This window comes from Sphingomonas sp. M1A8_2b, from assembly GCF_053345535.1.
The window spans coordinates 1,591,880-1,604,464 of record NZ_JBKFAH010000001.1; the positions used below are offsets into that span (position 1 = coordinate 1,591,880).

A 12,585-nucleotide genomic window follows, 5' to 3' on the forward strand; every position below is an offset into this window, starting at 1 on the left:
CCAAATAGAGAGAATATTATTCTCGCCGTGGAGACTGTTTTAACGCTATGCTAACCAGATGATCGACTTGGCGAAGATTTACGCGCGGAACCACCGCAACCAGCAATATATGATCATCGGCGGCATGATGCTTGCTCTGGTGGGTAGCCTGGCGCCGCGTAACGAGCGCGCCCTGTTCGTGACCGGCAGCCGTCCAACCCCGAAGGCCTTTGCAGCGATCGCCCCGCCGGTTGCTTTCAACGGGCTCTTCAATGACTTGGCGCGATACGTGCCACGGGGGTTGCGGATCAATACGCCGCGGCGCGGACCACGGCCGGGGAGCGTGGCGCCCGATGCGTTCGCCCGCGCCGATCCGGCTGCGGTGACGTCGGGCGCAATACCGCCGACGAGCGGCGAGTCGGCGCCGGTACAACTCGCATTGCTCGATCCGACGGGAATTTCTCCTGCCGGGCGTGGGATCACCGGCGCGCCGTTGGCCGGGGCGGGCCCGGCCTCCTTTGGTCCCGGAGCGACCGGTGCGGGGGCGGCGACGCCGGCCAATCCCACCACACCGACGACGCCGGCCGCGGGCGGCGAAACCACCACGCCGGTCATCCCGGTCGGCCCGGTACCCGAGCCTGCAACCTGGGCGATGATGGTGGCGGGATTTTTCGGTTTGGGCGCGCTCCTGCGCCGGAACCGGAGTGCGGTCAGTTCAATTCGAGCCGGTCGCCTGCAAACCTGATCGACCCGAGTTGCGACAGCGCGCTCTGGCCCAACAGCGATACGTCCAGCCCGTTCTCGACCGTGGCCGCATCGACATGTTCGAGCGACTGTCCGGCGATTTCGAGCCGGTCGACCGTGGCGCCCTGCATCCGGGTCGCGCCGCCGACCGTCTGCAACGCGAGCGCAGATGCTCCCGCCGGCGCCAGTCGGGCTCGAGCGGCATCGCGACGGGTCAGCACGACGATATTGGATCCCGTATCGACCACGAAGCGAATGGGCGTGCCGTTGACCTTGGCGTTGACGTAGAACAGTCCGTCGCTGGCACGGGCGAACCGGTGCGACGTGCCGGCGGATGGCTGAGCATTGGCCGCTGTTTTCAGCGACGGAACCGCCAGTGCGAACGTCTTGGCGGCCGGAGACGGCGTGGCCGGCATGCCAAGCGATGCGCCAGCAGACGCGAGCAGAATAGTTCCCGAAAGGACAAACAGCTTGAGCATGATCTCCCATCTGGCAGACCGCGCTGAAAATTAGGTTTCCCGACAGAGTTAAGCCGGCGTTAGGCTGTTGCCAGGGGAGGGGCGACGACGGGCAGCTTTATTGCGTCTTCGAGCCTTTTGACCCGGTGATGCTGCCACAACCCGATCGCCAGAAAAATCAGGGCGACGAACCCGAGTTCGGCTGCAATCTCGAAATATGGCCAGCGCATCGCAGCGTTGCTCGCGAATAAAACATAATGTGGCGGTTCGACGCGGTAGCCGGCGTAGCGGAACAACCGGACGATCTCGCCGGGGAGCGCGTTTCGCTTGAGTAAACCTGTCAGCGACGACACACCGTCGACCTGCGACGCCGTTTCGGACGGAAGTTCGACGAAGAATTGCAGATCGAGGCTTGTCGAACGCGGCGCAATTATCGGTGCGAACCGCAGCGTGCGGCGGGCGACGAACCGATCCTGGTCGAACGCGGCGGTGCGATTGTACAGGATCATTCCGTTGATTGTCGTCGGTCCCTCGCTCGGCAAGGCGAGCACAGGCCGTGCAAGATCGATTCGACGCGGCGTGCCGACGCCGCTGGGAAGCGTGAACAACAGCAGCAGCGTCGTGATCGCAGCGGCAAAACAGGCAGCCGCAAGGCCGAGCACGGTGCGCCGGAAGACCGTCGCCGACCGCAACGTGGTCGCGGCGAGGCGCTGGTCGGACCCGCGTTTGCGCGCATTCAGGAAGATCAGCAGCCCCGGCGATACGAGCAGGACGACGAGCGCGAGATACGTCAGGCTTGGATAATAATGGCCGATGTGACCGAACTGCCATTCGGCAAGCAGCGCCATTACGCCATTGTATTGAACGACTTGCCACAGAAAGAATAGCGAAACCAGCACTGCCCACAGGATCATGCCGCCCTTCATGACTTGGCGGCGATTCCGCTTTTGGTCTGTTTTTGCCATGCGCTATATTCCCCCTGTCACCTCCTATCCCGTGTTGAGACAAAATACCAGTTGGGATGGATGCCAGGGCGATTGCTAAACTCTATGAAATCTGGGCTAGAGGAACATCGGAACACTGGAGAACCGATGCCGCATACTTCTCGCTATTTGATCGTCGTGCCCTGTCTGGACGAGGAAAACGCTCTGCCCGATTTGCTGAGGTGGCTCGTCGACAGGGCGGCAGACGGCGCACTGATCGTGGTCGTGGATGGCGGCAGCAAGGATCGAAGCGTGGCGATCGTCGAGGATTTCGCGCAGCGTCATCCCGCTGTGCGTCTGCTTCACAATGCGCGACGCGTGCAGAGCGCGGGCGTGAATCTGGCAGCCCGAACCTTCGGTGCGGATCGCGACTGGTTGATCCGGATCGATGCGCATTGCGGCTATCCCGTGAATTATGTCGACCTGTTGCTGGAGTCCGCCGAACGGCACGATGCGACCAGCGTGGTGGTGCCGATGGTCACTCGCGGCCAGGCATGTTTTCAGGGCGCGGCGGCGGCGGCGCAGAATTCGGTCATGGGGACGGGGGGATCGCCGCATCGCCATCTCGTCGCCGGGCGCTATGTCGACCATGGCCACCATGCCTTGTTCGACCTGGCCGGATTCCTGGCGGTCGGCGGCTATGACGAGAGCTTCTCGCACAACGAGGATGCCGAACTCGATCACCGCTTGGGGCTCGCCGGCGGGCGTATCTGGCTCGAGCCGAACGCCAGCGTCATCTATTATCCGCGCCGGACCCCTGCTGCTTTGCTCCGGCAATATCGAAATTATGGGCGCGGCCGGGCACGGACGGTCGCCAAGCACGGGCTCCGTCTCAAACTTCGCCAGGCCGCGCCGCTCGTCATCGCTCCGTCCGTCGCGCTGGCCCTGGTCGGGGTGATGCTGGCCGCCGCGGTGGATGTCCGGTTCGCTTTGCTGGCATTGCCGGCGATATGCTGGCTCGTCTTGTGCCAGGCTTTCGCCGTCGTGTTGGCGAAGCGGGCGCGATCCTGGTGCGTGCTGGCGTCGGGCACCGCGGCGATGCTGATGCATGCAGGCTGGTCGACAGGCTATTGGTCATGGCTCCTGTCGCCTCGCCGCATGGTGCGCGCGACGGCCACCGGTCAAGCAGAAACCAGATGACAAGACGGGCGAGTGCCGGATCGGCATCGACCCACCCGAGGGGAACGACTGCGATGATGAAGAGCGAAGCGAAGCGTACCGGTCTTGCGCGCAGGCTAGTCGCGACAATGGCGCTGCCCCTGACGCTCGCGATGGTCAGCGGGTGTACGAAGAAGCCGGGCGGTCAGGTGGTCGCCGTGGTGAGCGATGAGGAGGTCACGCAGCAGGACCTGCAGGCTGAGGCTCAGGCCGCACGCATTCCCGCGACGGCGGACAAGCAGGCGGCGACGTCTGCGATCCTGCAACGGGTGATCGATCGCAACCTGCTCGCGAGCTATGCGCAGGAGCAAGGGCTCGATCGCGGCCCCGAATATGTCGCCCGGCGGCGCCTGATGGAGCAGACCCTGCTGGCTGAACTCGGGATGCGCAAGCTCGCAGGAACACAGTCCGAACCGACGCCGGCTGAGGCACAGGCGTTCGTCGCCGCGCATCCGACCCTGTTCGCTCAGCGCCAGCAACTGACGCTCGACCAGGTGCAGTTCCCGACCCTCGACGACGCCGCCAGGCTCAAGGCGTTATCCAATCTGGCATCGATCGATGCGGTCGTGCAGCAACTGACCGCCAATGGGATCGCCTTCACCCGCGGCACGCCGGTGCTCGATACGGCAACGCTCGATCCGGCGGTCGCCGGCCAGATCACCGTCCTGCGCAACGGCGAAGTCTTCGATATTTCGACCGGCGGCCAGACATTCGTGAGCGCGATCATCTCCCGCAGCAGTGCCGCGAACTTGCCGAGCGCCTGGTCGGCCAGCGCGGTTGCCGCCATCAAGCGCGAGCGGTTGATGAAATCGGTCCAGGGATCGATGAACAAATTGCGCAAGGACGCCAACATCCAGTATGATCCCGCGTTCAAGCCGAAGGCGACCTGAGCTCTTGGCAAGGCTAGCTCGGCTGGAATTGGCGCGGCCACAAGCCCGTCTGGCGTACTTCGTTCATGACGTTGCCGATGCAGCGGTCCTGCGCCGGGTCCGGATGATGCGGGCTGAAGGCGTGACGGTAACGGTCATCGGTTTCCGGCGGAGTGAGGGGCGGCTGGATTCGGTCGATGACGCGCGCGTGGTCGATCTCGGTCAGACCGGCGATGGGCGCTTTGTTCAGCGGATATGGGCGGTCGTGAAGACGATGGCCGCGTTCGGCGCGGTCCGTGCGGCGGTCGCCGACGTCGATGTCATCATGGCGCGTAATCTGGAGACGCTGGTGCTGGCGGCGCGCGCGGCGAAGGGGCGTCGGCTCGTCTACGAATGCCTCGATATCCACCGCCTGCTACTTACCGATGGCGCGTTGCCGGCGCTGGTCCAGCGCGTCGAGCGCGCCGCGCTGCGCAAGGTCGACCTGATCGTCACCAGTTCTCCGCGCTTTGCCGATGCCTATTTCCGGGACCGCCGGGGCATCGAGACGCCGGTCCTGCTCGTCGAGAATAAAAGGCCCCGGGAGGACCTGCCGACCGAGCGTGTCGACATCGCGCTCAAGCCGGGTGCGCCATGGATCATCGGCTGGTTCGGCATGTTGCGCTGCAAGCGCAGTCTGGCCATCCTCAGCGAGCTGGCGGCCGCGTCGAACGGGCAGATCGAGGTGCTGATCGCGGGTATTCCGTCGGACGCCGAATTCACCGACTTTGCCGATACGGTCGGCGGCATGGCAGGTGTGACCTTCGTCGGCCGGTATACGGCAGCCGATCTACCCGCGCTGTACGGCCGGGTTCATTTCGCGTGGGCGATCGACTTCTTCGAAGACGGGCTCAATTCCTCCTGGCTTTTGCCCAATAGGTTGTACGAGGCGCTCGGGCACGGCGCAGTGCCGATCGCGCTGGCAAATGTCGAAACCGGCGCGTGGTTGACGCGCCATCAGGTCGGTATCGTGATCGACGGACCCGCAGTCCTGGCGGATCGCCTATCGGCAATGACGGCAGAGACCTATGCCGGGTTCGCCGCGGATGTTGCGGCGCTGCCGCGCGAAGCGACCGAAATGACTGCTGTAGAAATTCGCGCGATCGTCGATACGATCCTTGGCGACGCGATCAGAAATGACGTTCCTTGATCCGGATCGTATCGCCTGCGCGGATGACGACGGATGACGACTTGCGCAGATCGATCAACGACTCGCTCGTTTCGGTGGCGCGTTTCAAGGCTATCCTGTGCGTGTTCGCGCGGTAGGTGTAGCCGCCCGCCGAGGCGACTGCCTGTTCGAGCGTTAACCCGGTCGACACCGGATATTCACCCGGCTTGTTGACCTCGCCGAGGATGTAGAACGGCCGGAACGAGATCACCTGCATGCTGACCCGCGGGTTTTTGACGAAACCATCGGCAAGCCCCGCGGCCAGCGAAGCCTGCAATTGCTCCACGGTCTTGTTGGTCGCGGAAATGTTGCCGACCAGCGGGAAACTGAGATTGCCAGCACTCGTCAGGACATAGTCCCCGGTCAGCGTGTCTTCGCCGAACACGATAATGTGCATCTTGTCGCCCGGCGCCAGGCGGTATTCGGCATCGTCGGCGCCGATCGGTGCCATCGCACTATTCTGCGCAGGTGCCGTGGCAGGGGCAACGAGCTGCGCCATTCCGGGGGCGTCGGCGCCAATACCCGCAAGTATCGTGAAAGCTGTCAATATTATCCGTCGCATGTCGATAAAGTCCCCCGTGCCCCCGCGAGCAGGTTGCATAAGCACTGCGCGGCGGGTCTGCAAGTTATGTACGCGGGGTCGTGCCGGCTAAATATTGATTAAGGCGAGCCTGGGCGCTGGCAAACTATCACAAAACCGCTAAGGCTCGGACCAGGGCGGCCTGGGGGGGAATGATGCAAGCCGAATTACCGAGCGTATCGGTCATCATTGCCGCGTGGAATGCCGAGGCGACGATCGGTCGCGCCGTGGCGTCCGCCCTGATCCAGCCCGAGGTCAGCGCGGTGATCGTCGTCGACGATGGGTCGACGGATGGCACGGTAGCGGTTGCGCGTGCCGTCGATGATGGCGGCAATCGCGTACAGATCGTCGCCCTGGCGGGTAATCGTGGTCCGGCCGCCGCACGCAATGCCGGCCTCGACGCCAGCGTATCTCCCTTCGTGGCCTTGCTCGATGCCGACGACTTCTTCGTGCCCAACCGCTTTGCCGCGTTGTTTGCGGTGCCGGGATGGGATGCGATCGCCGATAATATCGCATTCGTGACCGAAGACGCGCTTCCCGATTTTCGGCTTTCCGACGTCAGCTTACGCGATGCGCCGCCCGAGCGGCTGACGCTTGCGGACTTCGTCACGCGTAACATCTCGCGGCGCGGCCATGCCCGCCGGGAACTCGGCTTCGCCAAGCCCGTGATGCGGCGCGCGTTCCTGCTGGGGGCGGGCTTGGCCTATGACGAGACGCTGCGGCTCGGCGAGGATTTTGCGTTGTACACAAGCATGCTCGTGCGAGGCGCGAATTTTCTGACGATCGCCCGCTGCGGCTATGTCGCGGTCGAGCGGGCATCGTCCTTGAGCGGGCAGCACCGCACGGCCGATCTCGTCGCCCTGTTGGCGTTCGACCGGAAGCTGGAAGCCACGCCGGCGTTGCCCGCACCCGCTCGGACAGCGATTCGCCGTCATCGTGCGCATTTGGCGGTCAAGGTCGATCATCGGCGGTTTCTCGATACCAAGCGCGAGCAGGGACTGGCTGGTGCGCTCTCGTCGATGCGGCCATCGGCATGGCCTTGGGTGATCTATGCGGTCGCGCGCGACAAACTGGCCCCGATACCGGCGCGACCGGCGGGGGTGGCCTATCTCTTCTGATCCGGGGCAGCGGCCGCGCGTCACGGTCGCCATCGCGACGTACAACGCGCAGGCGCACCTCCATGCGGCGGTCGCCTCAGCGTTGGCGCAGACCCTGGCCGGCATCGAAATCGTCATCGTCGACGATTGTTCAACCGACGGCACGATGGCGCTGGCGACCGATCTTGCCCGTGCAGACGCGCGCATCGTCGTCGACCAACTGGCCAGCAATGGCGGCCCCGCCGTGGCGCGCAACCGAGCGCTCACGCTGGCGCGGGGCGAATGGTTCGCCGTGCTCGACAGCGACGATCTCTATGCGCCCGACCGGCTTGAGCGCCTTGTCGCGGTCGCCGATCGCGTCGGTGCCGATATCGTCGTCGATGATCTGGCTGTCTTCGACGATGTGGATTCCGCGCACGCCACATCCTTTCTCGGCAAGCACGCACGGGCTGGATGGATCGACCACGCGGGCTATCTGCAGCGCACCCGAATGTACGACGCCGGCCCGAACCTCGGGTATCTGAAGCCGGTGATCCGCACCGACCGATTGCGCGAATTCGACCTGCGCTACGATCCGCGCCTGCGGATCGCGGAGGATGAGGATTTCGTCCTGCGGATGCTGGCGGCGGGCCTGCGCTACTGGCTGGAGCCGCAGCCGGGCTATGCCTATCGGCGCCACGGCAATTCGACGTCGCACCGCCTTTCGAGCAGCAACGCGTCGGCCATGCTGGCGGCGTCCGCTCGGATGGTTGCCGCCGAAGTTGCTGCTCCTGCCGACATTCTGGCGCTGCTTGGGGCACGCCATGCGGGCTTCGCGCGCTCGGAAGCCTTCGCCCGGCTCATCGATGCGCTGAAGGCGCGGCGGGCGGCTTCTGCTCTGACGATCATGGCGCGGACGCCGGCGACGATACCGATGCTCCGGATGCCGATCGGCGCCGCGCTTCGCAGGATCGCCGGACGGCCGGCGACGTCGATGATCACCAAGGCCGACCCGGCGGCCGCTGCGGTCGTTGCAGCGGCGCTGGCGGTCACGCGGGGCAGGGCATGAGACCAGAGACCATCTCGATCTGCATCTGCACGTTCCGGCGGCCGTCGCTCGAACGCGCCCTTGCCTCGATCGCCGCGCAGGACCTGCCGCCCGGGGTCGCGCTCCGCGTGGTCGTCGCCGACAACGATACCACCGACTGCCGACGCACCGAGATCCTCGGGATCGGACAGGCGCTCGGCCTCGATCTCCACTATGTCCACGCGCCGGCGGGCAACATCTCGATTGCGCGCAACGCGTGCCTCGATGCCGCGGTCAGCGACTGGATCGCGTTTATCGACGACGACGAGGAGGCTGCCCCGGACTGGATCGCGATGCTGATCGCCCACCGCGCAGACGCCGATATCGTGTTCGGCGTGTCGCAGGCGCTCTATTCGGATCCCGGCATCGCGCCCTGGGTCGCCGAGGCCGATCTGCACTCCAACCGGATCGCCGGCAACGATGCTCCCTGGAACGGCTACACGGCCAACGTCATGATCGATCGCCGCGTCGTCGAACGACATGGCCTGCGATTCGCCGAGGCGCTGGGCCAGACCGGCGGCGAGGATACGGCGTTCTTCCTTGCGGCACACCGGGTCGGCGCGCGCTTCGGCTATGCACCGCGCGCCATCGTGTACGAGGAAACCGCGGCGGCGCGCGCGAATTTCGCGTGGCTGGCACGACGCCGCTTCCGGTCCGGGCAGATCCATTTCCTGCTCCAAGGACGCGGTCGCTGCACGCTGGGCCTTGCTGCCGCCGCCAAGGCGATGGTGTTTGGTGCGCGGGCCCTGACGCAGATCGTCTCGCCCGACCGCGGCCGGCAGAGCGCGTTGCGCGGCCTGTTGCACGCAGGCGTCGTCGCGTCGGCGCTGGGTTTTGCACCCTACCGCGAATACCGGCCGCCAACCGCGTGATCGCGATCGAAGCCGCTGCATGCGGGCGCCGCCGCGCTGCTTTTCGTGGACGCGCGTCACACCGTGAGCGGAGCTGCTAGCGATGGCACTAACGATGCGCAGCCCAGCCATGCAACGCGGAGCGCCGCGGCGGACGGCGCCGGCGGAGGTGGCACGCACCCCGGCGCTCGGGCACCGGCCCCGCTTTGCGCTGGCGCAGATCGAGGTCGTCCTGGGCATCGTGGCCGTGCTGGCGATGGCTGGGACGCTGCTGGCCGGTACCGCCGGCGCTGCGATCTTCCTGGTTTCGGCGATCGCGCTGATGGCACTCAACCCCGCGCGATCCGCGCGCGATCTGGCACGCTTCGCACCGCTGCTGGTGTTTCCGCTGCTCGCGATGATCTCGACGATCTGGTCGGATGCGCCCGAGCGGACGCTGCGCGCGGCGATCCAGCTGATGCTGACCGTCATGACCGCCATCATCGTCTGCCGGCGGGTGTCCGGGCCGACGCTGATCGCCGTCCTGTTCGCGGCCTATGCGGCGATGTGCCTAGCATCACTGGTCGAACTGCCGGCTGCGATCAGCCGCCGGGTCCCGATGACCGGATTGTTCGACAGCAAGAACCAATTCGCGTTCGTTGCGCATCTGCTGTTCGCCCTCGGGCTCGCCGTCCTCGCCGATCGGCGGCAAAATGCGCTGCTGCGGATCGGCGCACTCGCGACGATTCCGCTCTCCCTCGTGCTCGTGGCGCTTGCGCAGTCGGCGGGGGCCGGCACGTCCGTGGCGGTGACCCTGGTGACATTTCCTGCCGTGCTGGTGCTGGGTCGCGTCCGCCCGTCGCTCCGCATCGCCATTGTGGTGGGCATGGTGCTGATGGTGGTACTGGCGCTGGCGTTTCTGCCGGATATCCTGGCCGCCTGGACCGATTTCCAGGTCCATGTGCTCAAGAAGGACGCGACGCTTACCGGGCGCACCTATCTGTGGGATTTCGCCGCCCGGATCACCGCCGAGCGGCCGTTGCTCGGGCATGGTTATTACGCGTTTTGGCGGGTTGGCAACATCGACGCGGAAGGCTTGTGGCGCTGGGGCGGGATCGCCAATCGCAGCGGTTTCAACTTCCACAATATCTTCGTCGAGATGAAGGTCGACCTCGGATGGGTCGGCGCGATCCTATTCCTCATCACCTGCGCGGGGATCGCGGCGGCCGGCCTCGTACGTCAGCTCACCAAGGCCACGGTGCCCGTCGCCTTCCTGCTGTCGCTGCTGATCGTGCTCTACATCCGCAGCTATGCCGAAAGCACGCTGATCGGTCCCTTCAACATGCTCACGTTCCTGTGGGTTGCGGCCGGCGTATACGCCTGTAGCGGGCTTGGCGATCGATCTCCGCCGATCGCGCGCACACTGCCGCGCGGCGGGTGGATCGAGCGACGCCTCTAGGCTCTGGCGGGCTGGCGCGTGTCGCTGTCCGTCCACCGGTTTGTCGCGTTGATCAAAACGGACAGAAACTTTTCAAACTGGCGCTCCGGGTTCATCTCGGGCCGCTGCATATGGCCGAGCGCTGCATCTGAGTATTTCCGGTACGCGTCATCGTCAGACCATAACTCACGCAAGGCGCTCACCCACTTTTCAAGTGGCGCGTCGTAATCCAGCACTGTGCCGCCGGGGCCGATTGCCTCCGGCAGGCCGCCGCGATTGGATCCGAGCACCGGAATACCGCTGCAATGGGCTTCTGACGCGACCCGGCCCCAGGCCTCTTCCCACTGACTGGGTGCGAGCAAGATGCGAGTCCGCGAAAAGACCGTCCGCATGTCGTCGACCCGTCGTTGGAACGTGACATTCGGCAGATCTTTGAGGACGCGTGTCATCTCCGTCAGGCGCTCACCGCTGAGTGTCCAGCTTTCGACGAAGAGAAACGGAATTGTGGGACAGGCCGCCGCAATCTCAAGCGCCTTGGCCAAGCCCTTTTTGGGATCGGGATTGATGAATGTGACAAATTCGCGCGTTGTTTGCGTGCGATAGCGATCGCTATCGATCAGGGGTGGGATGACGATGCTGTCGATCCCAAATCGCGCTTTGTACGCCCCCGCCGTAAATTGCGAATTGGCGATGAAGAGCGCGCCGGGCAAGTCGTTCGGGTCGCCGTCGAGTTCGGAAAACTCGACGTTGCGAAGATAGACGACCAGTGGCGCGTCGTGGGCTGCGAACGCCTTGCCGATCCTGACCGCATGCTGGCACTGGACCAGAACGACGTCGGGGCGCACTTTGCGCATCACGTCGCCGGCCGCGATCCAAGGGGACCACGCGCGCATGACCGGATACCCGAGGCGGTGATCGGTGGCCACCGCGGATCGCGAGAATTTGAGTTTGATACGGGAAGCGAGGCCCGCGGGCCCAAGTCCGAACAGCGCGGCCAGCACCCAGGCCCGATGACCCGCGGCATTGCATTGGCGGACAAGATGATCGGTACTGGACTGAACCCCGCCGCTGAATTCCGGCAGGTAGCCATTGCCGCTTGCAAAGACGATCCGCAGTCGCTTCATGATGCCTGCCGTCGAGCTGGAGTATTGATCTCGGATCGATCGAGCCGTCCCAAATGCTGCTCAAGGGCCGCGATCTGGATATCGTTGCCGCTATCGAACAGGTTGTGATGAACCAGCCCCGCCTCCTGGGAACCGTGCCAGTGCACCAGCTTCATCCGGCCGGGCACGCGGCGGTGCGGGGTGCCGGCGCGTTCCGCCATCCAGAACAGCCACAGGTCGTCGCCGGTCGGGCAGAGTTGCATGAACAAGGCCTCGTCGAGCGCGTCGTCTCCCAAGCTTCGGGGCGGATACAGAACGCCTCCCACGCCGGTTGGAAACAGCAATTGGTGCGGCGGGGCGTCGTGTATCCTCTGGGTGTCGAGTTCCCAGGAGGCATAGGGTGTCAGATGCCCGTCCGACTTCATCGCGGCCATGTGCGCACGATGCGCGAGGATCGCCGGATCGGCAGGATCGAATTGCTCGACTAGCGAGCCGAGCCAGTCCGGTGGATAATAGATGTCATCGTCCGCGGTGACGATGAAAGCGTTCGGGTAGGCCCGAAGTGCCGGAATGATCTTTTTGTATGAGCGAGTGTCGGCACATTCGCAGATCTCCAGCCCCTGTGAAACCAGAGCGAGTACGTCGGTCGGCAGCGTTCGTTCGTCGCCATATGCGAGCCAGAGAATTGTCCGATCCGGCGTCGTCTTTTGATCGAGCAAAGAACGCAGCGTGTTCGCAAGTGTAGGAAATCGTGCTGGATACGACGTAAGCGATACGATGAGTTCGCCGTCCAGCCGGTGCGACCGTTTGTCCGCTACGATTGGAAAACGTCGCACCGCATGTTCGGCAGCGCGCAGCGCCCGCGCTTGGCGGCGCTCCCACGCCCAATGTTTGATCCGCCAAACTCCCCGCACGTGCGTCCCCCGACCAATGGACCTGTCCCGCACAGGCAATTTCCTGGCATATTGCACAGTCCCTATCGTGCGACCACAGCCAGTGTGCGATGCACAAATATTTGCTGCACTATTAAATATAGAGATACTGCTTGCCATTTATCTCACCGAGGTAATCGG

General features: G+C 64.6%; 13 protein-coding genes. 8 read left to right on the top strand and 5 right to left on the bottom strand.

Annotation, left to right across the window (positions count from 1 at the left end; genetic code table 11):
* Positions 1–58: 58 nt before the first annotated feature.
* Positions 59–724: a PEPxxWA-CTERM sorting domain-containing protein gene (locus tag ACLBWL_RS07475; RefSeq protein ID WP_447791574.1), complete on the top strand. Its 666-nt coding sequence runs from the start codon at positions 59–61 to the stop codon at positions 722–724.
* Here the strand turns inward: ACLBWL_RS07475 and ACLBWL_RS07480 are convergent.
* Together ACLBWL_RS07480 and ACLBWL_RS07485 are read right to left on the bottom strand one after the other, a co-directional pair.
* Positions 690–1,202 carry a retropepsin-like aspartic protease family protein gene (locus ACLBWL_RS07480; protein ID WP_447791576.1) on the bottom strand — a complete coding sequence of 171 codons (513 nt, stop codon included), beginning with the start codon at positions 1,200–1,202 and terminating at the stop codon, positions 690–692. The genes ACLBWL_RS07475 and ACLBWL_RS07480 overlap by 35 nt on opposite strands.
* Before the next feature lie 59 nt (positions 1,203–1,261).
* Positions 1,262–2,146, bottom strand: coding sequence for a hypothetical protein (locus tag ACLBWL_RS07485; protein WP_447791578.1), 885 nt, complete (start codon positions 2,144–2,146; stop codon positions 1,262–1,264).
* Between the two features lie 126 nt (positions 2,147–2,272).
* Between ACLBWL_RS07485 and ACLBWL_RS07490 the strand changes: the two genes are divergently transcribed.
* Genes ACLBWL_RS07490 through ACLBWL_RS07500 form a run of 3 tightly spaced genes read left to right on the top strand, consistent with a single transcriptional unit; the run spans position 2,273 to position 5,380 of the window.
* Positions 2,273–3,304, top strand: coding sequence for a glycosyltransferase family 2 protein (locus ACLBWL_RS07490; RefSeq protein WP_447791580.1), 1,032 nt, complete (start codon positions 2,273–2,275; stop codon positions 3,302–3,304).
* A 53-nt stretch (positions 3,305–3,357) separates the two neighbouring features.
* On the top strand, positions 3,358–4,212 hold the full coding sequence (locus ACLBWL_RS07495; RefSeq protein ID WP_447791582.1) for a peptidyl-prolyl cis-trans isomerase: 855 nt from the start codon (positions 3,358–3,360) through the stop codon (positions 4,210–4,212).
* A 4-nt stretch (positions 4,213–4,216) separates the two neighbouring features.
* Entirely contained in the window at positions 4,217–5,380 is a 1,164-nt protein-coding gene (locus tag ACLBWL_RS07500; protein WP_447791584.1) for a glycosyltransferase, read from the top strand.
* Here ACLBWL_RS07500 and ACLBWL_RS07505 read toward each other — a convergent pair.
* A complete protein-coding gene (locus ACLBWL_RS07505; RefSeq protein ID WP_447791586.1) occupies positions 5,361–5,849 on the bottom strand; it encodes a polysaccharide biosynthesis/export family protein in 489 nt (162 codons plus the stop codon). The two genes, ACLBWL_RS07500 and ACLBWL_RS07505, sit on opposite strands and share 20 nt — an antisense overlap.
* 281 nt (positions 5,850–6,130) lie before the next feature.
* Here ACLBWL_RS07505 and ACLBWL_RS07510 point away from each other — a divergent pair, with 281 nt between their 5' ends.
* From ACLBWL_RS07510 to ACLBWL_RS07525, 4 genes are all read left to right on the top strand, one after another.
* Positions 6,131–7,096, top strand: coding sequence for a glycosyltransferase family 2 protein (locus tag ACLBWL_RS07510; RefSeq protein WP_447791588.1), 966 nt, complete (start codon positions 6,131–6,133; stop codon positions 7,094–7,096).
* Entirely contained in the window at positions 7,029–8,123 is a 1,095-nt protein-coding gene (locus ACLBWL_RS07515) for a glycosyltransferase family 2 protein (protein ID WP_447791590.1), read from the top strand. Before ACLBWL_RS07510 ends, ACLBWL_RS07515 begins: the two co-directional genes overlap by 68 nt.
* Entirely contained in the window at positions 8,120–9,013 is an 894-nt protein-coding gene (locus tag ACLBWL_RS07520) for a glycosyltransferase family 2 protein (RefSeq protein ID WP_447791592.1), read from the top strand. Before ACLBWL_RS07515 ends, ACLBWL_RS07520 begins: the two co-directional genes overlap by 4 nt.
* 94 nt (positions 9,014–9,107) lie before the next feature.
* Positions 9,108–10,430, top strand: a complete 1,323-nt coding sequence (locus ACLBWL_RS07525; RefSeq protein ID WP_447791594.1) for an O-antigen ligase family protein — start codon at positions 9,108–9,110, stop codon at positions 10,428–10,430.
* Here the strand turns inward: ACLBWL_RS07525 and ACLBWL_RS07530 are convergent.
* Both ACLBWL_RS07530 and ACLBWL_RS07535 read right to left on the bottom strand, forming a co-directional pair.
* Positions 10,427–11,533, bottom strand: coding sequence for a glycosyltransferase (locus ACLBWL_RS07530; protein ID WP_447791596.1), 1,107 nt, complete (start codon positions 11,531–11,533; stop codon positions 10,427–10,429). The genes ACLBWL_RS07525 and ACLBWL_RS07530 overlap by 4 nt on opposite strands.
* Entirely contained in the window at positions 11,530–12,426 is an 897-nt protein-coding gene (locus tag ACLBWL_RS07535) for a hypothetical protein (RefSeq protein ID WP_447791598.1), read from the bottom strand. Before ACLBWL_RS07535 ends, ACLBWL_RS07530 begins: the two co-directional genes overlap by 4 nt.
* Positions 12,427–12,585: the final 159 nt, after the last annotated feature.